Below are 23,746 nucleotides of genomic sequence, written 5' to 3'. Positions count from 1 at the left end.
CGGGCACGTCACCAGCAGAAATCCGATCAATCCGGCAGCTGCCCGATATCGACCGGTTCGAGGCGCGGCGCGGCGTTGACGTGGTGGCGGAACTGGCTGGAGGCCTCGTAGACCTGCAGCTTGAGGCGGTTGATCGAGCCCAGGGGCCGGTGATCTGCCAGTGCCCGCCAGGAGTTGAACGACAGCACATCGTCGCCGAAGGCGCGGCGCTGCGGGCTGCAGGGATTCTGCGGCGGAAAGGTTATCTTGGCCACCGGCCGGTGCGGTGACGCCTCTTCCGGCCAGGCCACCGTGGCGTCTTCGATCGGCATCGTGGCGGCGTCGGTGCACAGTTGCACCCGCAGCTCGTATTCGGCGCCCTGGTCTGCGAAGAAGTCGATCATCAGGTCCCGGTGGGCCTCCGGGCCGGCGTCGCGGGGCACCCGCCGGCCTTGCAGGTTTCTCACCGAGTCCGACAACGGCGCGTAGAGCATCTTCGCGACGTAGTCGCCGTAGCGCAGCGGCGCCGACGAAAAGAAGGTCTCGCCCAGGATGTGGGTGTTGGGCGCGATGAAGACCGCGAGGTTCGGGGGCAGCCGCACGCCGACCTTGGTGGCCGCCGCCAGCACCTCGCTGCCCGCCCACAGCGCGCGGTCGGGCAGCATCGCCAGTACGCGAGCGGTCGGCATGCCCTGCGCGAGGTAGGCGTGCGCGTCGGCGAACAGGAACTCGCGGTGGGTCACCATGATGAAGTCCTGCGTCGTGGCATCGTCGTCGGCCAGGGCCCGTGGTCCGCGCACGCCCAGGACCTTGATCGCCAGTCCGCGGACACCGCGGATCTGATCGCTGCGCAGCACACCGGACGTGGTGGAGATCCGCGCGATCACCGGGTACGTCGCGGGCGCGGCGAACAGGCCCTGCGCCAGTTCCTCGGGCAGATCGGGGTAGACGGACAGTTCGCCGCGCAGGATCGCATGGCTCTTGGCGTGCGCGTCGCGCAGCCCATGCTTGAACTTGCGGTAGGCCCGTTCGTTGTTGTGGCGCAGTGCGGCGGTGATCCGCTCGATCACCTCGTTCTCGTCGGGCCGTGGCTGCTCGAGGTCCTCCCGGTAGCGCACGTAGTTCGGTGCGGCGCCGGTGGCGGGCGCCTTCGGTGCCGTGGACGGCGGAGCGCCGACGGGGTGCCACGGCGCGAAGGGATTGGCGACGCCGGCCAGGGCGGGCTCGAGTGCCGGAAAGTGCCGCAGCAGCACGCTACGCATGTCGTTGTCGGCGACCCAGTCCAGGCCCGCCTGGGTGTAGACCTCGGGCCGGAAGTCCCGGGTGAAGAAGCGGTCACTGGCCAGCCGCCGCGATGCCATCAGCACAAAGATCCGAAATGCGGTGTCGCTGAAGCCGAATCCCCGGGGCTTGGGTTCGGCGTAGAGCCCGACCATCAGGTCGACCTGCTCCACGTCCGCGTAGACCTGGCGGAGTTCCTGCGCCCACACCGGGTTGTCGGTCAGCTCGTCGAACGATGACACCGGTTTGAGGCGCAACAGGCGCCGGAACTCGTTGTAGCGGGGCACGCCGCGCTCGCGCACCCGCAGTATGTCGGTGGCGGCCAGGTCGATCAGCGATCCGTCCGGGCGCTCGAAGTGCTGCAGCTGCCGGGGAAAGTTGTGCAACGTGAGGGCGCCGGGATGCGCTCGGCCGAATGAGTAGAACAGGTGCGCCATCGGGATCTCGTCGAGCCGCTCACGCACGTGCCGCAGGGTCAGATCGGAAAACTCGTGTTCGGCCACGACACAGTCGTCGGCCAACGAGCGGAACAGGAAGGTGTCGGGGATCAGCGGATGCATGCGGTACACCGCCACGAATTCCTCGGTGAGCGAATAGGGAACGCCGTGGTGGTCGGTGGGCGATCCGGGTATGCCCTGCAGCACCTCGCTGTCGGTGATGCGCCCGAAGCGGCGCCGGAACCGCTCCCCCAGAACGCCAAACCAGTTGGCCCGCATGGCAAGCACCGTGGTGGGGTGGGCGATGATGGCCGGTGTCCAGTCGATGGTGTGGATCTTGGCGATCAGCGCGGAATTGACCAGCCGGGCCTTGTCGTACAGTTCCTGATCGCCCAGCTGCGGGTAGCACTGCGCGAGCCGGTCGCATATCGCGTTGTGCTCACGCATGAACAATGAGTGCAAGATGGCCAGGCCGACCCAGAAGTTCCCGGCGGCGCCGGTCAGGTCGAGATGGCGCTCCAGTTCGACCGGCGGCAATCCCAGCTGGTCGAGCTTGAGCCGGCCGTGGTCGCCGGTGCGCAGTGCCGCGCAGAATTCCGGTGTGGAGCCATAGATCTGCGAGGCGTCCCACCAGTGGGTCTCCCCGGTGACGAAGGTGGGCGGACCCTGCGGGTCGGGGCTGGGGTCGGGCGCCGCCCGTTTGATGGTCATCGGCCGCTGTGGCCAGGGATCGTGGTCGTGCAGCGGGATCTGCCAGGGCTGGGTGTCGACGGTGCCGTGGCTGAACCAGTCGTGGACCTCGAATTGGATCCACGCGGCGGCCAGCAGGTTCAGCGTGGTCGCCGGCTGGAAGTCGTCGCGGCCGAGCAGCCGCCGGCTGATCAGCCGCGGATTGGGCTCGAGCAGCGCCTCGGGATCCTCCGGATAGGTGTATTCCGGGGGAACGTTGCGGCCGAACCTGCTTCCCAGCGAACCCATCAGCGGGTCGTCGACGTCGTTATAGGTGCCGTTGAGAGTGCGGGCACCCAGGCGGTTGCCGAACACCGGCCCGTCATCTGGCGGCTGGTCGGCGGCGCCGCGCCCGGCGTCGTAAAGGTTGTATGCCCGCAGCTGATGGCGCAGCCCGACCAGAACGGCGAGGGCCAACGGTCTCGGCAGGCGCGACCACCCGATTGTGCGATCGGCCTTTTCTGCGGCTCTCGACATCCACCGCGCCATTGTTGCGCGCACTTCGATACCGCCTCTCTGTGTTCTTTTCGGCACCGATTCCGCCCTCATCGATCGTGGAACGTCACATCGCGGCGAACACGCGTATTCGAATACTTCATCTTCGGCGATTCCGGGGCGCGCGTACACCCCTTTACCTGTGGATTCGTGGTCAACCGTGGCGGAAGTCAGGTAGCGCGCCACTCGTGCCGCCGGTAGCCCGCCGGACCTAATTTTCTCGCATCACAAGTCCGACGATGTCAGGAGAAATTGAAATGTCTGTGTTATCGCAACCGCGAACGGCCGCAATTGTCGAAGCGGTTAATTCCGTACCGCTGCCGGCCCCCGCTCTCGTCCCCGCAGGGGCGACGCTGTCTGGGGCGGTACCGGCGGCTTTGCCGCGTCTGCGCGCCGGCCACCGGCTGATGGCCGTCGCCCGACGGGCACTGCCGTCGCTGCCCAGCCTGCCCGACCCACCGGCGCGGTACCCGCGCGCACGCGACTACCTGGAGCCCTCGCGCATGGCGCGCGAGATGTACCGGCTATGAGCGTCATCGTCGCCGGCTGCGCGGCCATGCTGATCCTGCTCCTTTCCAGCGGAGCGCATGAGGCGCAGTTGTGGCTTGAGCGCTGGGACTACGACCGTCATTTCGAGGACTGAGGCGCGAGATGCGCAGGCCGGGTCGAGCGCGGTCTTACCACGGGACCCGCGCTCGCCTCAGTTTGAGGTAGCCCACTACCCGTGCTGAATCCCCTTTGCGCTCCAGATCATTGGAGGCCTACCCGGGCATCGCGCACGGACCGATCACAGGAGGTCACTGAAATGGCAAAGGTCGCAACACGGCGCAGGGAACGCAAGCGGATCTGCAATCTGGTTCCCACACCGCCGAAGAGCATGCAAACCGACTGGAAGCTCACCGACGCGGTGGCCGCGGGGGTCCTCGGCGCCCCGGCCGCCCTGCCGGCCAACGTGGACCTGCGCAGCTCATGGTGGGGCATCGGCGATCAGGGCAACACCGGATCGTGCGTCGGCTGGGCGTCGACCGACGGGGTGGCGCGGTACATGTTCGTGACAGCCGGCCGGCTGGCGAAGACGGAGAGGCTGTCACCGCGGTTCGCCTGGATGGCGTCCAAGGAGACCGACCAGTTCACCTCGCGGCCGGAGACGATGATCGAAGGTGCAGGTACCACGCTGAAGGCGGCGGCCGACATTCTGCGCAACTACGGCGCCGTGCCCGACTCCATGCTGCCCTTCAAGATCAACACCGCGATGTACTCCGGCAACGAGAACACCTTCTACGCCACCGCCGCGACGCACAAGATCGCGTCGTATTTCAACCTGCAGCTCAGTCTGGACAATTGGCGCGCCTGGCTGAGCCAGCACGGCCCGATCCTGGTGGGGGCCCGTCGCCCCGGCTGTGCCGCCGGCGATGCGCTCCGGCGGCGCCTCGTCGGCACCGGTGTGGTGGCAGATCACGCCCCAGATGTCGGTGAAGTCGCCGAGCCCGCGGATCCGCCAACGGGGGAACTCCACGACATCGAGTCCTTCGCGGCGCAGCACGTCGGGCAGCCAGAACGGATTGATCGAAGACATCTGCGCCCCTTCCGTACTCGATGACGACGCCAGGACCGCTCGCACTCCCCGCACGCGAGTAGTGCGCTACCCGCCTGTGCGCCAAGGGCTGCGGCGCAGCAAGTTACGTAGCGGACTACGCCAGGGACCGCGACCCCACCGGTGGATCCTCGGAAAGATGAACTCCTTTGCGCCCCCACCGGATCTGCCCTCGTCCACGACACTCGACGAGGTGATCGCCAGCATCGATGCGTCGTTGCGCCGCGGACATCTCGCTGCGCAACTGCTCGATCAGACAGTCGATTTCGACATCGAGATCGACGATCCGGCTCTGCGCGGATTCTCGCCAGGCGGCGTGCAGTCTGCGCTTCGCCGGCGTGATGGGTGCCAGCGCCGTCGGCTCCGGATCGGTTCTGCCGGCGCCGGTGTCCATCCAGCGAACGACAGCATCGGTGGTCGCGCGGTTGCCTGGTGAGCGGGTCATGGCGCATCCCTTTCCCGTGGTGGCCGTGTCCCACTATCTGCCTGATCGTCGCCGGCCGGCACGAGTAGCGCCGTACCCGAATTCAGCCGCGTCACCGCCCAACATCGGCGTCCGATCCCGGTCCGGGCGGGCCCGCCCGGCGCAGGAATCGAGTAGCCCACTACCCGTGTGCCGCCGGCGCAGCCTGACCCAGGATGGGCTTCAGACCTGCGGAAAGGATTCCTGCCATGCAGATACCGCGACTGACGGTTCGCAGTCCGCAACCGTTCGACATCGTCGGCGACAGTTTCGTCCTGTGCGGGCTCGGTGGAGCCGTCGAGGCTGTCGTCGGTTCGGCAACCCTGACCGACCGCAACGGCACCGTTCTGACGACGGTGACGCCGATGTTCGTGCCGAACACCGGATTCGGGTACACGCTGTTCGCCTTTACGGTCAGCTACCCGGTGCCGGCAACCGCGGAAGGGATGCTGACCGTGCACTCGGACAACCCCAGCGGGCTGCCCGAGAACGACTTCACGGTCTCGGTGCCGCTGACGTTCGGGCGCCCGCTGTTGGGCGAGCCCTTCTACAGCTTCGCGCTGCACCGTGTGGTCACCGGCGACACGTTGTTCAAGATTGCGCAGGACCGCTACGGCGACGGCAATCTGTGGCATCGGCTCTTCGTCGCCAACCGAGACCGTATCGACGACCCCGACGTGATCCGCGTCGGGCAGGTCCTGCGGATTCCCTAGCCCTTACAAAGAAAGGAACAACCATGAAGACCTACCAAGTCCAGCCCGGCGACACCCTGTTCGCCCTGGCCCGGCGCGAGTACGGCGACGGCACGCTGTATCCGGTGATCGCGCGGCAGAATCACCTCGCCAACCCGGATCTGATCGTCGCGGGGCAACAGCTGCTGATCCCGTACGTGACGTATCGGCAACGGCTGACCACGCCCGATTCCGGTGCGGCGCGCAAAGAGATCACCCAGCAGTTTTACGGCACCGACGACACCAATGTGCAGTTGATCTGGGAGATCGTCAACGGAGTCGCGCAGCGCGAGATGCACCAGGGCGCCTGGCTGCACCTGCCCGATCTGACCGCCGTGGGACACCACACGGTCGTCGACGGGGAGAGCCTCGAGGGGCTGGCCGCCCGGTGGTACGGCGACGACCACCTCGCGATCGTGATCGCGCTGGCGAATGACCTTCCCGCCAACACTGAACCCGATCCGGGCCAGGTGCTGATCGTCCCCGGGCTCAACCGGCGGCGGCACATCGCCGGCGACACCCTGGTATCACTGTGCCGCGAGGAATACGGCGACGCGGATCTGGACACCCGGGCCTCGGTCGTCGCGGCCGCCAACCACATCGGTGAACCGGCCGCGCTCTTCGCCAACCAGGTGATCTACTTTCCCTCGTAACGCGGCTCAGGCTCCACGGGCGGCTCCGCCGGCCAATGCGCGCGCCACTGCTGCTCGGTGGGTTCGCCGATGATCGCCCTCTCGGCCACACGCACCGCGTCCATGAGCTCCAGAACCGCGGTGCGCAAGTCGTTTTCGGCATCCACGCCGGCGGCCACCGTCACGGTGGTGACCGCCTCGGGAATCAGGTCTGCGGGCACACCGGCGCGAGCCAGGCGTTGCAGCACCTTGCCGGCCAGCGCCAGGGCCGGCTGTGCGGTCGGCACGTTGCCGAGGATCGAGGCGCCGCCGGGGGCGTTCGCCGTGTTCTCCAGCTTCTCCAAGGCCTTGCGCTCTTCCCACTGCGCCATCTGCTCGGCCAGCGAGATCTCCTCGCCGGCCAGCACCGCGGGCGCCCGGTTGCGCAGCTTGCGCAGCAACGAGTCGGCCACGTCGTCGATGGAGAACGGATGCTCGGGGGCGTCCTCGGCGATGCGGGCGTGGAACAGCACCTGCAGCAGCACGTCGCCGAGCTCCGCGCACAGCTCCTGGGCGTCGCCGCTGCGGACCGCGTCGAAAAGCTCGTAGGTCTCCTCGAGCAGGAATCGGCGCAGCGAGTCGTGGGTCTGCTCGCCCTCCCAGGGCCCGGATGTGCGCAACCGGTCCATCACCGCGACGGCATCGATCAGCCGCTCCCCCGGCGCCGGATCGGGCGCAGCGATCAGCGCTTCCCCGGCGGCCAGGCGCGCGAGCACGGCGGGGTGGTCGCGGTCCGAGGACAGCAGCACCGGGGCCTGCGGATCATCGGCGGCGGACAGCACCGAATGCGCGGCCGGCAGAGACCAGGGCACCGCGATCGGCAGTTCCGCGGTGTAGGCGACCTCCCCGGACAGCAGCGCCAGAGCTTCCACCGGCACGAGCGTGGGCCGGCGCGGGTCCACCAGCACGACGGTCATCGTGGTTACCGTACTGCGGGCACCGCGCCGGTGACGTTGAGCACGCCCTGCGGCTTGCCGTCGAGCGCCGAAATCAGGTCGGCGACCATCTGGACGAGTTCGACGTCGCGGATGCGGGGCGCCCCGACGGGCGCGCCGGCTCCGCCGGCCCGCGGTATCGGCACCTGCACGGTGGCGGTGGTGGCGCGGTAGCTGGCCGAGGGGTGCATCCGCTTGAGCCGCAGCTGGGCCGAATCCGCCAGGGTCAGCGGCGAGATCCGCAGCGTGGTCGCCGAGGCCGCCGAGACTTCGGTGATACCGGTCGCGCGGCACAGCAGCCGCAGCCGGGCCACCGCGACCAGCCGGCCGGCGGGTTCGGGAAGCGGCCCGTAGCGGTCGGTGAGTTCCTCGACCACCGCCGCGATCTCGTCGTCGTCGTGGGCGGAGGCCAAGCGGCGGTACGCCTCGAGCCGCAGCCGGTCGGAGTTGATGTACTCCGGCGGCAGGTGCGCGTCGACCGGCAGGTCGATCCGGACGTCCTTGACCTCCTCGGTGGTGACGGTCTCGCCGTTGAAGGCGGCCCGATACGCTTCGACGGCCTCGCCGACCAGCCGGACGTACAGGTCGAAGCCCACCCCGGCGACGTGCCCGGACTGCTCCACCCCCAGCACGTTGCCGGCACCGCGGATCTCCAGGTCCTTCATCGCCACCGCCATGCCGGCGCCCAGTTCGTTGTTCTGGGCGATGGTGGCCAGCCGGTCGTGGGCGGTCTCGGTCAGCGGGGTCTCGCGCGGGTAGAGGAAGTAGGCGTAGCCGCGTTCCCGGCTGCGTCCGACGCGGCCCCGCAGCTGATGCAGCTGCGAGAGCCCGAAGGTGTCGGCCCGCTCGACGATCAGGGTGTTGGCGTTGGAGATGTCCAGGCCGGTTTCGATGATCGTGGTGCACACCAGGATGTCGTACTCGCGGTGCCAGAAACCCTGCACCGTGGTCTCCAGCATTTCCTCGGGCATCTGACCGTGCGCGACCACAACCCGGGCCTCGGGCACCAGCGCGCGTACCCGGGCGGCGGCCGCGTCGATGGAACTGACCCGGTTGTGCACGTAGAAGACCTGACCGTCGCGCAGCAGTTCCCGGCGCAGCGCGGCCGCGACCTGCTTGTCGTCGTGCGGGCCGACGTAGGTCAGCACGGGATAGCGGTCTTCGGGCGGGGTGAGGATGGTCGACATCTCCCGGATGCCGGCCAGGCTCATCTCCAGGGTGCGCGGGATGGGTGTCGCGCTCATGGTGAGCACGTCGACATGGGTGCGCAAAGCCTTGATGTGCTCCTTGTGCTCGACGCCGAACCGCTGTTCCTCGTCGACGATCACCAGACCGAGGTCCTTCCAGCGCACCCCGGTCTGCAGCAGCCGGTGCGTTCCGATCACCACATCGACCGATCCGTCGGCCAGCCCGTCGATGGTCGCCTTGGATTCGCGGGCATCGGTGAACCGCGACAGCCCCTTGACGGTCACCGGGAACCCGGCCATCCGGGTGCTGAACGTCTGCAGGTGCTGATCGGCCAGCAGCGTGGTGGGCACCAGCACCGCGACCTGCTTGCCGTCCTGGACGGCCTTGAACGCCGCGCGCACCGCGATCTCGGTCTTGCCGTAGCCGACGTCGCCGCAGATCACCCGGTCCATCGGCACCGGCTTTTCCATGTCGGCCTTGACCTCGCCGATCGCGGTGAGCTGATCCACGGTCTCGGTGAACCCGAACGCGTCTTCCATCTCGGCTTGCCACGGGCTGTCCGGGGCGAACGCGTGACCGGGCGCGGCCTGGCGTTTGGCGTAGAGCGCGACGAGTTCGTCGGCGATCTCGCGCACCGCCTTGCGGGCCTTGGTCTTGGTCTGAGTCCAGTCGCTGCCGCCGAGTCTGCTCAGCGCCGGGGCCGTTCCGCCGACGTAGCGCGACAGCTGGTCCAGCGAGTCCATCGGTACATACAGCTTGTCGGTACCGTTGGCGCCCCGCTTACCCGACGCGTATTCCAGCACCAGGTACTCGCGCCGCGCCCCGCCGACGGTGCGCTCGGTCATCTCCACGAATTTGCCGATGCCGTGCTGGTCGTGCACCACCAGGTCGCCGGCGGTCAGGGCCAGCGGATCGACGGCGTTGCGGCGCTTGGCCGCCAGCCGCTTGCCTTCGGTGCCGCTCACCCGGTTGCCGGTCAGGTCGGCTTCGGTCACCACCACCAGGTTGGCGCCGGGGACGATCAGTCCCTCGTGCAGCGGGCCCTGCAGCACCCCGACCGCCCCGGGCTGCGGTGCCGCACCGGGCTCCAGCAGGGTCGCCGCGATGTCGGATTCGGCCAGCTGCTCCACCATCCGGCGGGCGGTCCCGATCCCGGGGGCGACCAGGGCCGCGCGTCCGCCGGTGGCGATGTGGGCCCGCAGCATCGCGAAGATCTCGTCGATGTCGCGTTGCCGGCCGCGGGCCGACGGTGCCGGACGCACGTCGAGCTGCGTCGCGTCCGGGTCGGGCAGCTGGCTCAGCGTCCACCACGGGTGTCCGCCGTCGAGAGCGGCCTGGCGTACCTGCGCAAAGTCCCGGAAACCCGTCCCGCCGAGCTGCTCGATGTCGATCGGCGCCTCACCACCGATCGCGGCGACCGACCAGGAGGCTTCCAGGAACTCCCGGCCGGTCTTGATCAGATCCGCGGCACGCGCGCGCACCTTCTCCGGATCGCAGACCAGCACCGGGGTACCGGGGCGCAGCTGATCGGTCAGCAGGGTCTGCGGGCCGGGCCGCAACACGGCAGCCAGCGCCTCCATGCCGTCGACCGGGATGCCCTCGGCGAGCTTGGCCAGCATGTCACCGACAGTGCCGCTCACGGCGTTGTCGGTGTGCGGCTGATCGCGCGCCAGCTCGGCCGCGCGGGCCCGAACGTCATCGGTGAGCAGCAGCTCCCGGCAGGGCACCGCCACCACGGTGCCCACCTCGATCTCGGGGATGGAGCGCTGATCGGCCACCGAGAACGGCCGGATCTCGGTGATCTCGTCGCCCCAGAACTCGATCCGTACGGGGTGTTCGGCGGTCGGCGGGAACAGGTCGAGGATGCCGCCGCGGACGGCGAACTCACCCCGCTTGCCGACCAGGTCAACCCGGGTATAGGCCAGCTCCACCAGCCGGGCGATCACCGACTCGAAGGCGACCTCGTCGCCGAGCGCCAGCAGCACCGGCTCGATTGCGCTCAATTGGCCGGTCAGCGGCTGAAGCAGCGATCGCGCGGTGGTCACCACCACCCGTAGCGGCGGACCGAGCCGGGCGTCGTCGGGCCGGGCCAGCCGGCGCAGCAGCAGCAGGCGGGCGCCGACGGTGTCCACGCCCGGCGAGAGCCGCTCGTGCGGCAGCGTCTCCCAGGACGGGAAGAGCGCCACCGCGTGGCCATAGACGCCGCGCAGCTCGGCGGTCAGGTCGTCGGCCTCGTGGCCGGTGGCGGTGACCACCAGCAGGGCGCGGTCGCGCGCCAGGGCGGCAGCCGCGAACGGCCGTGCACCGACCGGCCCGACCAGTGCGAGCTCAGCGGGCGGTTCGCCCACGGACTCCATGAGTTCGGTGAAGGTCGGCGCGCTCAACGCCAGGTCTACGATCCCCGCGATCGGGGTGTGGACACTCTGGTGCCCCGGTGCGGTCATGATGCGGGCAATTCTAGGCGGTGCGGCGCAGGCCGCCGACTTGCGTTGCGGTACATGCTCTATTCGTCGTGCAGGGTGGGATCGGGCTCCAGGTGGGTCAACCCGTTCCAGCACAGGTTGACCAGGTGCGCGGCCACCACTTCTTTCTTCGGCTCACGCACGTCGAGCCACCACTGGGCCGTCATCGACACCGAACCGACCAGCGCCTGGGCGTACAGCGGCGCGGTCTCCGGGTCCAGGCCGCGCCGGGCGAAGTCGCCGGCCAGAATCGACGACACCTGGCCGATCGCGTCGTTGAGCAGGGTGGAGTAGGTGCCGGAACTGATCGACGCCGGCGAGTCGCGGATCAGGATGCGGAATCCGTCGGTGTGCTCGTCGACGTAGGTCAGCAATGCCAGCGCGACGCGCTCCACCCGCAGCCTGGACTGATTGTTGGTCGCCTTGGTCAGCGACGTGGTGATGCCGTCCAGCAATGCCGACATCTCGCGGTCGACCACCACCGCGTAGAGCCCCTCTTTGCCCCCGAAGTGCTCATAGACCACGGGTTTGGACACGTTGGCGCGCTGCGCGATCTCCTCGATGGACGTGCCGTCAAACCCGCGTTCGGCGAACAGCGAGCGGGCCACGTCAATCAGTTGATGGCGACGCTCGCTACCTGTCATCCGGGCTCGCGGCGCCCGGCCGTCCTTATCCAGACCAGCCACGCGACCAGGGTAGTCCCTTGCACTAGAGTCACTGGGCGAGCACCGATCCGTCGTGGTGTAATCGGCAGCACCTCTGATTTTGGTTCAGATAGTTCAGGTTCGAGTCCTGGCGACGGAGCTTGATGCGCAGATGCCGCGCTTTCGGCCAGAAACTCGCTGCCGGACGACCTGGGGCGTGCACGCCGCCGCCGGTCCCCCAACCGGCGCGGACCCGCTCTTACCCAGCAGGTCAGGGCTGCCACCGGCGCCAAAGAACTGCGGCGTCAGAAGCCGACAACTGATAGCGTACGACTGTGCGTTTCGGCTGTTCGCGCAGCGATTTGGATTCGACGGTTCACGAGACCCGAGTGCTTTTTCGCCTCGGTTGAGCGATCGTCGCCACGGCAAAGCGGTTCATCCAGCACGATGAGAGGAACCGAAGGGTGAGCACCCAGCAGCGCGGTGACAAACCCGGGTCCACACCGGTTTTCAGCATCCTCGTACCGTCGTATAATGCGGGGCGATTCGCCGAGACTGCATTTCGCAGTGCGCTGGACCAGATGGGTCCCGACGACGAACTCCTGATTCAAGACGCTGGATCCACGGACGGCACGCAAGACGTCATAGCGGCGCTGGCGCGCGCCGATCAGCGGGTCAAGCCGGTGATCGAACCCGACCGCGGACAGTCCGACGCCCTCAACCGCGCCCTGGCCCGCGCAAAACCGTCGTGGATGATCTGGCTGAACTCCGACGACGTGCTCCTGCCCGATGCGCTCGACGGGCTGCGCACGGCCATCGCCGAGCATCCCGACGCCGACCTCTTCTACGGGGACAGCCGCATGATCCGGGAGGACGGCACGTCGGTGGATTTGTTCCCCGGGCGCCAGATGGAGCTGAAGAAACTGCTGCTCCAAGGCCCCACGGCGTTCTCCGGGTCGATCGTGATGCGCGACAGCACGCTGCGCGAACTGGGCGGCATCGCCGAGGGGCTGCACTGCTCCATGGACTACGACCTGCAGGTACGTATCGCGCAGACCGGTTTGCGCCAGGCCTACGTGCCGGTGGGGATCGGGGCGCTGCGTTTCCACGATGCAACCAAAGCCGCCAAGATGTGGCCGACGTTCGTCAGGGAGTCCTACGACGTCCGAATGCGTTACTCGCGGACCCCGGTCGAAAAGCTCTACGGGTTGGGGGGCGCCGCGTTTCATCTGGCCCAGATACCGGTGTTCAAACTGCGACTCACCCCGACCTACCGGACTCTGCGGCGGTGGCTGTCGGCCCGGCTGCAGTAGTCGGGCATCCTTCGTTCGCGGATGGACACCGGGCAGGTCAACCATCAGCCTCCGCACACGGCGCGGAGCGTGGCGTGGCGCTTTTCCTCGCGCATCGTGAGCTCGGTGGGACTGGGGTTGACCCTGCTGCTGCTCGCGCGCATCTCGCCGGTCCACTCCTACGGCGAATTCATTGCGGCCGGGGCGGTGACCACGGTGGCCGGGATCGTGTTCGGCTTCGGCGCACCGGCGCGGGTGCTGCGGGTGGCAGCCGAACACTCTCCGATGCAACAGCTCTCCGGCCGGCAGCCACTCAGCCTGATCCGTGCGCTCTACCTCATGCACCTCGGCAGCAATCTCGCGCTTGTCACGGTGCTGCTGTCCGGCGCGGCGCTGCTGCGCCTACCCGCCACGGTGGCTGCCGGCATCGTCTGGGGTGCCGGGGACACCCTGCAGACCTACGCCCAGAACCACTTCGCCGGCATCGGCAGTCATCGGTACTCGAGCTGGCTGGTGGCCACGCAGCGCATCGTCCCGTGCGCCGCCGTGGTGGCCTACCTCGTGATGGGCCGGCCGGCAAATTACTCGTTGATCGCGGTCGCGTTCGCGATCCCCCTGGTGATCGCGGCGGTCACGCCGATGACCTCGGTCGCCGGTACCCGGGGCGACATGGTCGGAGCCACCCGCGGCGCGATGGGATGGTGGGGCCTTTCGCTGTCCAACGTGCTGTTTCAGCTGCAGGTACCGGTCGTGGCCGCCCTGGCCAGCACTGCCGTCGCCGGCCTGTACGGGGTGGCCACCAAGGTGGTCGGCCCAGTCCTGTTACTGCCGGCCTCGATGGCGACCGTGGTCATTCCGGAACTGGCGCGCCGTCTGCACACCGGACATGCCTGGGACCTTTACCACCAGTTCTCCCGCGTGTGCCTGTACTACATGGGCGTCGCCCTGCTGTGCGCGTGGCCGGCGGGCATCCTCGTGACGCGCATCGCCGGCCCGCCCTACGCTGCGGCACTTCCGTTGGTGGCCGGAATGGTCGCCGCCGCCGGGCTTTCCGCCTACTCACAGTCGTTCGCGGCAATGCTGGTGGCGGCGGGCTACCCCAATCAGGCGACCGCCTGCATCGCGGGGGGAAACAGCGTGGCTTTGGTCCTGTTGGCAATCCTGGCGACACGCGGACCGATCGCGTCGCTGGCGCTGGTGCAACTGCTGGGCGAACTGATCGTGCTGCCCGGATTGATGCTTGCGGTACGGCGCCTTCGCGCTGCTAATGTGGTGCCATGACGCGCTCGGTGGGGGCGCTGTTGCTCACGCTTGCCGTGCTGGTCGCCGCGTGCGCCGGCCGCACCCCGCCGCCGAAACCGTCGACCGGGGCGCTGTCGCCGGCCACCGAAACGGCATCACGAACCCCGGCTGGAGCGCTGCAGGCTGTGGTGATCGGCGACGAGTTCGCGGCCGGCATCATGGCCGGCGGCTTCGGCAGCAAGAACTGGCCTGCCAGCCTGCAACGACTGGCCGGGCAGTCCGGAATCGATGCGTATTTCCGCAACTTCAGCCGTGGCGGTGCGGGATACACCGTCACCGTTCCGAGCTCGCCCACGTTCGGCGAGCAGGTGACCCGGGGCGTCAATCGCGACACCAATCTGGTGCTGCTGGCGGGCGGGGCCAACGACGTCAACTCGCTGCCCGCCCTACACGATGCCGCCGTCGCCACCTTGGACCACGTCAAGTCCACTGCGCCCCGGGCGGGCATGCTGATAGTCGGGCCCAGCTGGTATCGGCGCGAGCCCCCTGACGAAGCGATCCTGGCCGCCCGCAACATGATTCGTGACGCCGCCGCCGAAGCAGGCGCCCCGTTCATCGACCCGATCGCCGAAGACTGGTTCGCCGGGGACGACAAGCTCGTGTCGCCCGATCATCTGCAACTCAGCCACGCCGGCCAGCAGGTGGTCGCCGACCGTCTTGCCCAGCCCGTGATCCACGCGCTGCGTCAACAACATCCGGCGCCCGGCCGGTCCCGCTAGGACGTGCCGCACCCAGCACATCCGGCAGCGGCTCGCCGATCAGGACCGAGCCAAGGTTTTGATCGCCTCGACGGCAGGCTTGGGCGTGTAGTCGACCCCGTAGATCCCGAAATTGAATTCCGCGTTAGATGTATCCGGGCTCAGGTCGCGACTGGTGAACAGAAAGGGCGGCCCCAAGTAGCCCAGTGAGCTTGCCCATTGCAGGAAAGCCACCAGGATCTCGGCCTGTCGCTCACCGGGAACGGCAAACGGCGACGTGCCGGTGGCTTGGCCATACTCGGTGATCCAGATCTTCTTGCGGCCCTCGCCGTGCGCGGCCATCAGCTGATGCACCTGCGCCACGGCAGCACCTCGCCCCAGCGGGTCCTCGGTGATCGGGTACGGATAGCTATAAGGGTGCAGAGCAATCGCATCCAATGCGTCACCCGCCCCGGCGGCGTAGAGCTGCTGGATGAAGTCCACCGAGTCGATGCCGCTGTTCGACGATGACAAACCCCCAGACATCACGATCGACTGCGGTGCGGCGGCATGGATGTTCATGTAGGCCTCCCGCAGCAGTGCTGCGTAGCGGCCGACGTCGACGGGCGTGAAAAACTCCGGCGCGTTGGGCTCGTTCCAGATCTCCCACGCTCCCACCGCAGTCTTGTAGCGGTCAGCGATGGCACGGGCGATCTGCCCGAACGCAACCGGGTCTGCCGGCGGGCTGCCGACCGCGTTGGGGTCGGCGCCCGGAGCCTGTGCCCATACCGGCGCCGGACCCGATATGCACATCAAAATGCTGAGGCCGGCCGCGCTGGCGGCCTGCACCGCGTTGTCGCCGGTCGACCAGTCATAGGCGCCAATCGAGGGTTCGATCTTGTGCCACTGCACGATGATTCGGATCCAGCCGGCGCCGGCATCGCGGATCGATTGCGCCTCATCTGCGTAGCCTTGCGGAGAGTCGCTCCACATGGTGGCCACGCTGGCCACCCCGAAAGGCGCTGCGGCCGCGCGCACCTGCTGGCAACGCGGCAACGCCGAGGTGAACAGCGTCAAGTTCAAGACGACCACCACGGCGACGGCGATGAGCAGCCGGCGCCTGGCGTTCATCAGCTCTGCGCCTGGCTGAATTCTCCACGTGCGGCGCGAAGCTCAGGCAGCAGACGGCGTTTGACAGCCACCGCGACGACGAGCCCCACGATCAATCCGGCGAACGCTCCCGCGGCGACCAGCACCGGGTTGAGCGTCGACTGCAATGTGGCAGCAGACGGCGCCGCACGCTGCACCACTGTCGCGCCGACCGGCGGTGGGCCACCGCCCAAGGGACGTTCCAGCTCGTTGATTGTGGCGATCAGCTCGTCGGCCACCGCGTTAGCGAGGGTGGCCGCCGTCTCGGAATTGGTGTCATCGACGCCGATGTCCAAAATGATGGTGGCCGGCGGCACGTCGACATGCAGACGCTGCGCCAAATCGAGAGGACTGCTGTTCGTCCCGGCCCGGCGAACCGCGTTGGAGAGCACCTTCAGATCCGACGCCAGCACCTTGTAGGTCAGCACACGCTGCTGACCTGCCAGCGTCGCCTGGTACACGTCGCTGACGTCGACGGCGTTGGTGGTGACGAACAGTCGGGTGCTCGCGCGGTATTCGTTGGCCCCCGCCCAGCTCCACAGGGCGCCAACGAAAGCACCGACAATCGTTGCCGCAGTCAGCCAGACCACATAACGCCTGCGCACAGCCCCCAATGCTACCCAACACAGAGCCGATCGGTCGGTTTTCTGTTCAGAGGAAGCTTTGGCGGCGCACAATGGCATGGTCCCAACGCCACTGAATTCGTCGAAGGCAGGTGGGGGGTGCAGCTCAGCGTCTTCGGCCGAGTCCTGCTGGACAGCCGCCGCGCAGTCGTCGTCGCTCTCCTTCTCGGTGCCCTGATGGGGCTGGCGTATTCGCTGCGGCAGCAGCCCATCTACACCACAACCGCCCGCGTCATCGTTGTCGCCGATCCCGACCAAAGACCGTTCGCCGACCTTGCCGCGCTCTTTCTTTCGCAACGCCGGGCGCGTGACTTCCTGACCCTGCTGACCAGTCCGGCGCTGCTACAACGAGCTGTCGTCGTTTACGGCCTGCCCACCACCGCCGAAGATCTTCGGAACAACCTGACGATCACGTCGCCACGGGACACGGCCCTGATCGATATCACTGCCACAGCACCCACCGGTGAACTGGCAACCAAGTACGTCGTGACCGTCGCGCAGGAATTCGTCACCGCTGCGTCGGAATTAGAAAAGCAAGGGGCCGTTCACGTCCGAGTCGTCGACCCCGCCGCCGTCCCGCCCTACCGCTCACGTCCGCGGACAGCCAACAACATCGTCAACGCCGCACTGGCGCTGGCGTTGGTAGCTCTGGTGGCCAGCTGCTACCGCGCACGCCGCAACCCAAAACTGGGTTACCTGCCTGATCTGCGCACCATCGGCGACGTGCCGGTGATCGGCATGATCGAGGTCGGCGGACGCACCCACCTGGCGGGGCGGCGGTCCAGGCACCGACAGACGGCTCAGCTCAGCCAGGGGGTGGATCGCATCGCCGAGCGGCTAGTCGCAGCGGGCGCGTCAATTTCGCTGGACCCCCCGGAGCGCCAAGCCGCCCACCCGGCGACGCCACGTCCGGCGCTCCGGTACCTGCGAGCCTGCTTCGGCGATGCCGAGGGCTGGCTGATTGTCGCCGCCAGCCGAAAGCCCCACAACAGCGACGGACATGGCCGGCACAGCCGCTGGGAAGTGTTGATGAGTGACCTGTTGGCGCTGCGCATCACCGAGTCCCGGCTCGCGGCACGCCGGGCCATGTCGTTGGCTGCGGTGGGCACCGCGACACGGCCGATGCACGTCGGGATCATCTCGGCAGATTCGCGATGGGACGAATTGCGGCGCTTCGCCGACCAACTCAACGAGAACGGTCGGCTGGCGGTGATGGTGATTGTCGACAGCGCGAAGGTGATCGAACGCACCAGCGCCGACGGCGACAGCGTGGAGCGCGCACGCATCGGGTAGGGAACGAGCGGTACGACGAGGGGGCGTTGCGCTGCGATGGCAATCCTGATTCTTTTGGCGGCAACAGCATCGATCTGGGTGGCGGTCGGCGACCCACGCATCCTGTTGCAGGGCGCAGATCGGTTCACTGTGCTGTGGGTGTTCCTGGTGGCCGCCTGGCCCTTCATCACCGTCTATGTCGTCGGCCCTCTGATCTGGGCGTCGCCGGACCAGGCCGGCAGATTCTTTCCTGCCCTGCAGTACACGCCCGCGGCGATCTGTTCGACGGTTGGGGTGGTGCGTGGTCTGCGGGAGTCACGGACCCAGGTCAGCCTGCCCGCCGCGCTGATCGGCACCTCACTGCTGTTCGCGGCCGTCTCGGTCTGGTTCTCCGGGCGTGTGCAGGTGCTCAATTTCATCATGGCGGGAGCACTGTTCATGGGTGTTGTCCTCAAGCAGGGCGTGACACCGGTGCGTACGCTGAGCGTGGCCGCGCAAGTATCGCTGCTCGCGATGTCGGCCGCTGTGACGCTGGCCGTGATCGTCAACCCCGGCCGGGTCCTGACCCACTGTCGCCTCGACAAGTGCGGAGCCGTCACGCAGGTGCTGACCTCGCCATTGTCGGCGAACGGCAATGTGCTCGGCATAGCGACGGTGCTGCTTATCCCCTTCGCCTGCGCGACCTTGACGCTGCGGCGCTGCATGGTGCTGCTGGCCGGCGTCGGGGCCTTTCAACTGCTGGCGATGAGCAGGACTGCGATCTTCGCGCTGGTGACGGTCTCGGTCGCGCTACTGCTCATCAAGGCGAGGACGAGCCTGCGGTGGCAGCTGCGGGTGGCATCCACCGCCCTGGCCGTCGGGTTCTGCGCGTCGTTCTTCCCGCTCTTCGTGAAATTCAGCGGCTCGTCATACGCCGAACGCGGCTACGTCTGGCAGGCGGGGCGTGACGCGATCGGACAGGCGCCGGTCTTCGGCCATGGGCCGAGCTACTGGTGGCTGGTCGCCCAGAACGCACTTTTCGATGTCAACTACTCGCCCCACAACGGTTGGTACGACATATTGATCTCGGTGGGCGCCTGGGGGGCGCTGGTCGTGGTCGGCGGCGTGATTCTGCAGCTGACGACGACAGCGAGTGCCGCACTGCCCTACCTCTTCACCTACTACGCGTGCGTGTTGTCGATCAATGTCTTCGAATCCGTCTACGTACCATACTTTTTGGGCATTATGCCGATAGCTGCCCTACTGCCGCTGATGCTGTACGAACCGAAGTCGGCCGCCGATCCGGAACTGGAGTCCAACCTGACGGCCTCGTCCCGCTGACAGCGGACACGCTCGGGTGGCCGCGGCAGGGCCACCAGGGGATTCTGCCCTCCGGACACCGGGCATCGCCGGCGCACATACCCGCCCGGTATTACCGGACTACCTTACCGGCCCGCGGGCCGAATTAGGGTAGTCGATCACGCTTGTGGCGGGCGTGGTTGCGCTCAACAATCTCCGAATGATGCCCACACCCGTGAACGCCGCACCTGTGTCGCGCTGGTCGGTGCCGGCGCAGCCTCCGAGAAGGGCCAACACGGGTCGATGGTCCAGCACCACACCACCTGTCGGGCTCATCGCCGCGATCCTTGTCCTATTGGCCTGTTGCGGAACTGCCTGCGGCCATACCGCGGTGCACGCCGAGAAGATCGACAAGTCCACCTTCAAGGGCACCTGGCCCTTGAAGGTGGACTCGGGAGTCCTTGCGTGCGATGGCGGTGCTGTCACCTTCACCTCCACCGACACCAACGACACCTACGCGCTCAACGCGCTGGCGAGTAAGGCCACGGATAAGAGTTGGCAGCCGGATTCCGAGCACATCTGGCTGGCCGCCGCGGGCGGACACGAGGGCAACCCAGGTGTATCGCGAACATCCATGACCGACTTGATCAACGAAGGGCTCAAGTTGTGCGGGCCGCCGTGGGATATGCCATCGACAACGCCCCAGCCCGACGCCACGCCGTCGACTGCGGTCGCCGCCGATGCGGCCGGCCCGCAAGCCGACCTGCAGACGACGCAGCTGGAATTGCCGTTCACCGATCTGGACAGGCCGGGCGGTGTGGCGGTGGACCGCGCCGGCAACATCTATGTCGCCGACACCGGCAATGCGCGGGTGCTGAAACTGCCGGTGGGATCGAATCGCCAGGCCATGCTGCCGTTTACCGGCTTGCTCAATCCAGACAGCGTGGCGGTGGACCAAGCCGGCAACGTCTATGTCACCGACTACGGAAGCAACTCGGTGCTGAAACTGTCAGGTAAGTCAAAAAAACAGACCAAGCTGCCGTTCACCGGCCTTAAAGCTCCCACCGGGACCGCAGTCGACGTTGCCGGCAACGTCTACGTGACCGACTACGGCAACCACCGGGCGCTGATCCTGATGGCCGGTTCGAAGGCCCCGGTCGAACTGAAGCTGCCGTTCGTCGGGCTGACAGCTCCCACCGGGATTGCGGTGGATCAGGCGGGCAACAAGTACCTCACCGGTTACGGCAACGCCCAGGTGCTGAAACTGCTCGCCGGGTCGAGCACCCCGGTGAAGCTCCCGTTCACCCGTTTCACCGGACCGAATCCGCCCAACGGTGTGGCGGTGGATACCAAGGGGAACGTTTACGTCGTCGACGGTCTTCACCAACGGGTGGTCGAGCTGCCCGCCCAGTCGACCCGCCAGGTGGAGTTGGCGTTCGGCACCGGCGCAGGCAATCCCCGAAGCGGTGTGGCGGTGGATCGCGCCGGCAACGTCTACGTCTCCGACAACCATCGGGTGCTCAAACTATCGCGGGAGTAGCGGCGGGACCGCAGTCGGTTCGGTGGCATGATCGCGCCGCGCCGCGCCGCGGATCCGCATCGTCTGGATGAACGCGAATACCACTGCCACGCAGGAAAACACGTTCGATACGGTGATGCCGGTGGTGCTGTTGATCGCCAGCAGGACGTCACCTTCCAGTGCCCCGTCGGCAAACGGCCAGATCAACGCGGACACCACGACCGCTGTTATCGACCATCGGCTGGGCTTGGCAGCACACCACGCCATCGAGGAGAAGAGCGCGTTCATGGCCACAATGCTGTAGAACAGCTGCTGGTCGGTGGAGAATATCGAAGTGGCGTCAACGGGCATGGCTCATCTTTCTTTTCCGAGGTGGCGCAGACGCGCATCGGTCTCACGCAGGCCCGCAGGCGAGCCGATTTCATAGAAGCGTTCGCACACCTCGAAGCCGGCCACCGCGTCCCGGCAGACCAGGGAGAACAAGACGTCGGCCAGATCCGTGTTCTGTCCGGCCGGTACCGACTCCAGTGCCTGCCGGCGTAACAGCAGCAACCCGAAGTCGATGTGCTTCATGGCGGGGTCGGTGCTTTTCTTGTCGTAGGCCACGATTCGGCCATCCCGCAAGAGCACGTTGCTCTTGTCCCATTTGTCCTCGTTGCGGCACACCGTCATCAGTGCCGGCCGTCGGTCCGACCGGAACGACGCCCAGATGGGACGCAGATCGATATCCAAGTAGGAGTCCCCGTAGACGACCCAGAAGACTTCTCCCAGCAGTGCACCGGCGTTCTTCAGGGCGCCCGCGGTGCCCAGCAGCCTGTCCCCGTCGAATGACACCGAAACCGACAGTCCGAAAGCCGACCCGTCCCCGACGAACTCCTGCACCGCCCCGCCCAGATGCCCCAGGCACAGCACGACCTGCGTCAGCCCCTGTCTCTTGAAGAGCCGAAGCTGGTGGGCGATGAAGGGCTCGCCGGCCACCTCCAGCATGGACTTGGGCACCGACCCCGTCAGTGGCCGCATGCGGGTGGCCAAGCCGCCGGCCAGGACCGCGACGGGGGGAAGTCCGGTCACGATGCGACGACGATCTTCGTGCCCTCGAAGTCGAAGCGGAACCGCACCTCCGTCATGCCCGCGCCCATCAAGGCGTGCCGCAGGCGAACCTTGTCCTCGGCGTAGAACATCAGGAATCCGCCGCCACCGGCGCCGATCAGCTTCCCCCCCACGGCGCCGTTCCGGAGGGCCAGTTCATACCAGTCGTTTATTTTGGGGTTCGACATCGATCCGGACCGCTTTTTCTTGAATTCCCAGTGCGTGTTCATCAGGCGGCCGAACTCATGGAGGTCCCCCTTCTCCAGGGCGTCCCGACTCCTGAAACCGAGCTCCTTGACGAAGTGCAGGTTCTGGAGCATGTCGTCGGCCCTCTTCTTGCTCTGATCGTCCTGCTCTTTCAGGATCGATGACGCTGAGCGGGAGTAGCCGGTGAAGAAGAGCAGCAGATTGTCCTCGAGGTTGTACAAGGTCTCCGTCGACACCTTCAGTGGGCCCGCCTCCACCTTGCCGTCGTTGCGGAAGGTGAAGCAGGTCAGACCTCCGTAGGCCGCGATGTACTGGTCCTGTTTGCCGATGGGGTCCTTCAAAAGGTCCAACTCGATATGGCAGGCCTGCTCCGCCAGCTCCTCGGGGTGCACCAGGTTCTTCTGGTAGGTGTGCAGCGTCTTCAGCAGCGCCGTCGTGAAGCTGCCTGACGAGCCCAACCCGGTGCCGGCCGGTATGTCGGCCATGCTGGTCAGCTCCAGGTTGGTCTCATTGATTCCCAACATCTTCAACGCCTCGCGGATGATCGGATGCTGGACCTCGTCGGCCGACGACACCAGCTCCATCTGGGAGTATTTGATGATCATGTCGTGCCCGAAGGTCTGGTGCAGCGTCAGGTACACGTACTTGTCTATGGCCGCGGCCACCAGAAACCCTTCGTGGTCCCGGTAATACGACGGCAGGTCGGTGCCACCGCCGCCGAGGGAGATACGCAAGGGACTGCGGCTGATGATCACGGCTTGCTCGCTCGGTAAATGGTGTCGACCACGTCCAATGCCTTCACGGCGTCGTCCAATCCCCCGCATGGGGCCTCGCCCATCGTGATGGAGCGGGTAAAAGCTGCGAATTCCAGCGCCCAGGACTCATCGGGACCCGGGTACTCATGGATGACAGTCTCGGGCGGCCCCATCTCCGGCGACATCCGGTAATAGGACAGCCGCTCGGTGCCGTAGCTGCCGCCCAGGCCCTCCACGTGCAGCTTGCCCGTCTTGCCGTACAGCTCGAACGAGAAGGTGTTCTTCCACTCCGTCCAGCTGACGTGCAGCCAGGCCATCTGCTGCGCCGCCGTGCGCAGCGCCATGAAGCTGTTGTCATCGACGGGCATGTCCCAGAAATAGGTGTGTGTGAAGCCCTCCACCCGGGCGAAATCGCCCAGAAACCACCGCGACAGGTCGATCAGGTGCATCCCCTGGTCCAGCAGCTCACCGCCGCCTGCAATGCAGGGATCCGCGCGCCATTCCCTGTCGTAGCCCACCCGGCCGCCGTGGCCGTAGCGCCCGCGCACGAACATCAGATCCCCCACGGCGCCACCGTCGACGTACTCCCGCGCCTTGCGGAATGCGGGGTGGAACCGGTGATTGAAGCCGACCTTGGCGACGACCCGGTTGCGCTGGGCTGCCTCCACCAGGGGCGCCAGTTCGGCGGCGCTGCGCGCCCCCGGCTTCTCGACCAGAACGTGCTTGCCTTCCTCCGCCGCGGCGGTGGCGACCGCCGCCAGGAGGTGGTGGGGCGTGGACACCAGCACCGCGTCGACGTCCGCGCGAGCGACCGCGGCACGCCAATCGGTAGATGCGGTGGCCCCGGGGTGCAGCGCTGCCAGCGCCCGGGCCTTCCCGAGATCAGCGTCCACAGCGGCGGCCAGTCGATGGGCACCCAGCAGCTTCGCGCGCTTGTGCCCGATCAGTCCACAGCCGACGACCGCGACGTCCAT

20 protein-coding genes, 1 tRNA gene and 1 pseudogene are annotated in these 23,746 nt (G+C 67.1%); 10 read left to right on the top strand and 12 right to left on the bottom strand.

What is annotated here, in order from left to right; all coding sequences use genetic code 11:
• Positions 1-26 precede the first annotated feature (26 nt).
• The gene (locus tag G6N14_RS02610) at positions 27-1,097 is read right to left on the bottom strand and encodes a catalase family protein (protein ID WP_109559795.1); all 1,071 of its coding nucleotides are present in this window, start codon (positions 1,095-1,097) and stop codon (positions 27-29) included.
• Positions 1,098-1,154: 57 nt separating this feature from the next.
• A pseudogene (locus G6N14_RS02605) lies at positions 1,155-2,915 on the bottom strand (peroxidase family protein); the annotation flags it as partial.
• Positions 2,916-3,726: 811 nt separating this feature from the next.
• Here G6N14_RS02605 and G6N14_RS21415 point away from each other — a divergent pair.
• Positions 3,727-4,521 (top strand): C1 family peptidase, encoded by a 795-nt coding sequence (locus tag G6N14_RS21415; RefSeq protein WP_179960800.1) that lies wholly within the window; start codon positions 3,727-3,729, stop codon positions 4,519-4,521.
• Between the two features lie 91 nt (positions 4,522-4,612).
• On the opposite strand, the gene G6N14_RS02595 is transcribed toward G6N14_RS21415, so the two are convergent.
• Complete coding sequence (locus G6N14_RS02595) at positions 4,613-4,960, bottom strand: hypothetical protein (protein ID WP_133054905.1); 348 nt, start codon at positions 4,958-4,960, stop codon at positions 4,613-4,615.
• A 227-nt stretch (positions 4,961-5,187) separates the two neighbouring features.
• Here G6N14_RS02595 and G6N14_RS02590 point away from each other — a divergent pair, with 227 nt between their 5' ends.
• Positions 5,188-5,691 carry a LysM peptidoglycan-binding domain-containing protein gene (locus tag G6N14_RS02590; RefSeq protein ID WP_085129012.1) on the top strand — a complete coding sequence of 168 codons (504 nt, stop codon included), beginning with the start codon at positions 5,188-5,190 and terminating at the stop codon, positions 5,689-5,691.
• Between the two features lie 23 nt (positions 5,692-5,714).
• Positions 5,715-6,362 carry a LysM peptidoglycan-binding domain-containing protein gene (locus tag G6N14_RS02585; RefSeq protein ID WP_085135512.1) on the top strand — a complete coding sequence of 216 codons (648 nt, stop codon included), beginning with the start codon at positions 5,715-5,717 and terminating at the stop codon, positions 6,360-6,362.
• Here the strand turns inward: G6N14_RS02585 and G6N14_RS02580 are convergent.
• Genes G6N14_RS02580 through G6N14_RS02570 form a run of 3 tightly spaced genes read right to left on the bottom strand, consistent with a single transcriptional unit; the run spans position 6,347 to position 11,609 of the window.
• Positions 6,347-7,297 (bottom strand): nucleoside triphosphate pyrophosphohydrolase, encoded by a 951-nt coding sequence (locus tag G6N14_RS02580; RefSeq protein WP_085135513.1) that lies wholly within the window; start codon positions 7,295-7,297, stop codon positions 6,347-6,349. The genes G6N14_RS02585 and G6N14_RS02580 overlap by 16 nt on opposite strands.
• A gap of 5 nt (positions 7,298-7,302) precedes the next feature.
• Positions 7,303-10,947, bottom strand: a complete 3,645-nt coding sequence (gene mfd / locus G6N14_RS02575) for a transcription-repair coupling factor (protein WP_085135514.1) — start codon at positions 10,945-10,947, stop codon at positions 7,303-7,305.
• Between the two features lie 59 nt (positions 10,948-11,006).
• Positions 11,007-11,609, bottom strand: a complete 603-nt coding sequence (locus tag G6N14_RS02570; protein ID WP_085129016.1) for a TetR/AcrR family transcriptional regulator — start codon at positions 11,607-11,609, stop codon at positions 11,007-11,009.
• 88 nt (positions 11,610-11,697) lie between these two features.
• Between G6N14_RS02570 and G6N14_RS02565 the strand changes: the two genes are divergently transcribed.
• The 4 genes from G6N14_RS02565 to G6N14_RS02550 all read left to right on the top strand — a co-directional run bounded on the left by G6N14_RS02565 (position 11,698) and on the right by G6N14_RS02550 (position 14,922).
• Positions 11,698-11,769, top strand: a tRNA-Gln gene (locus G6N14_RS02565).
• Positions 11,770-12,073: 304 nt separating this feature from the next.
• On the top strand, positions 12,074-12,922 hold the full coding sequence (locus G6N14_RS02560; RefSeq protein ID WP_085135515.1) for a glycosyltransferase: 849 nt from the start codon (positions 12,074-12,076) through the stop codon (positions 12,920-12,922).
• 69 nt (positions 12,923-12,991) lie between these two features.
• Entirely contained in the window at positions 12,992-14,182 is a 1,191-nt protein-coding gene (locus G6N14_RS02555; protein ID WP_133054906.1) for a lipopolysaccharide biosynthesis protein, read from the top strand.
• Complete coding sequence (locus G6N14_RS02550; RefSeq protein WP_085135517.1) at positions 14,179-14,922, top strand: SGNH/GDSL hydrolase family protein; 744 nt, start codon at positions 14,179-14,181, stop codon at positions 14,920-14,922. Before G6N14_RS02555 ends, G6N14_RS02550 begins: the two co-directional genes overlap by 4 nt.
• 39 nt (positions 14,923-14,961) lie before the next feature.
• On the opposite strand, the gene G6N14_RS02545 is transcribed toward G6N14_RS02550, so the two are convergent.
• The gene (locus G6N14_RS02545) at positions 14,962-16,011 is read right to left on the bottom strand and encodes a beta-galactosidase (RefSeq protein ID WP_085135518.1); all 1,050 of its coding nucleotides are present in this window, start codon (positions 16,009-16,011) and stop codon (positions 14,962-14,964) included.
• Entirely contained in the window at positions 16,011-16,634 is a 624-nt protein-coding gene (locus G6N14_RS02540) for a YveK family protein (protein WP_163787021.1), read from the bottom strand. Before G6N14_RS02540 ends, G6N14_RS02545 begins: the two co-directional genes overlap by 1 nt.
• A 117-nt stretch (positions 16,635-16,751) precedes the next feature.
• Here G6N14_RS02540 and G6N14_RS02535 point away from each other — a divergent pair, with 117 nt between their 5' ends.
• From G6N14_RS02535 to G6N14_RS02525, 3 genes are all read left to right on the top strand, one after another.
• Positions 16,752-17,945: a YveK family protein gene (locus tag G6N14_RS02535; protein ID WP_163787018.1), complete on the top strand. Its 1,194-nt coding sequence runs from the start codon at positions 16,752-16,754 to the stop codon at positions 17,943-17,945.
• A 138-nt stretch (positions 17,946-18,083) separates the two neighbouring features.
• Positions 18,084-19,244 carry an O-antigen ligase family protein gene (locus tag G6N14_RS02530; protein WP_163787017.1) on the top strand — a complete coding sequence of 387 codons (1,161 nt, stop codon included), beginning with the start codon at positions 18,084-18,086 and terminating at the stop codon, positions 19,242-19,244.
• Between the two features lie 349 nt (positions 19,245-19,593).
• A complete protein-coding gene (locus G6N14_RS02525; protein WP_165756879.1) occupies positions 19,594-20,742 on the top strand; it encodes a DUF2511 domain-containing protein in 1,149 nt (382 codons plus the stop codon).
• Here G6N14_RS02525 and G6N14_RS02520 read toward each other — a convergent pair.
• From G6N14_RS02520 to G6N14_RS02505, 4 genes are read right to left on the bottom strand one after another with little or no spacing between them, the layout of a single operon-like run.
• Positions 20,728-21,072, bottom strand: coding sequence for a hypothetical protein (locus G6N14_RS02520; protein WP_085135523.1), 345 nt, complete (start codon positions 21,070-21,072; stop codon positions 20,728-20,730). The two genes, G6N14_RS02525 and G6N14_RS02520, sit on opposite strands and share 15 nt — an antisense overlap.
• A gap of 3 nt (positions 21,073-21,075) precedes the next feature.
• Positions 21,076-21,792, bottom strand: coding sequence for a nucleotidyltransferase family protein (locus G6N14_RS02515; RefSeq protein ID WP_197747340.1), 717 nt, complete (start codon positions 21,790-21,792; stop codon positions 21,076-21,078).
• Complete coding sequence (locus G6N14_RS02510) at positions 21,789-22,772, bottom strand: GHMP family kinase ATP-binding protein (protein ID WP_085135524.1); 984 nt, start codon at positions 22,770-22,772, stop codon at positions 21,789-21,791. The genes G6N14_RS02515 and G6N14_RS02510 overlap by 4 nt, the downstream gene beginning before the upstream one ends.
• A complete protein-coding gene (locus G6N14_RS02505; RefSeq protein ID WP_085135525.1) occupies positions 22,769-23,746 on the bottom strand; it encodes a Gfo/Idh/MocA family protein in 978 nt (325 codons plus the stop codon). Before G6N14_RS02505 ends, G6N14_RS02510 begins: the two co-directional genes overlap by 4 nt.

The sequence above is a fragment of the Mycolicibacter hiberniae genome (assembly GCF_010729485.1).
In the GTDB taxonomy this organism is placed as follows: Bacteria; Actinomycetota; Actinomycetes; order Mycobacteriales; family Mycobacteriaceae; genus Mycobacterium; species Mycobacterium hiberniae.
This window is presented reverse-complemented; position numbering and strand designations above follow the sequence as displayed.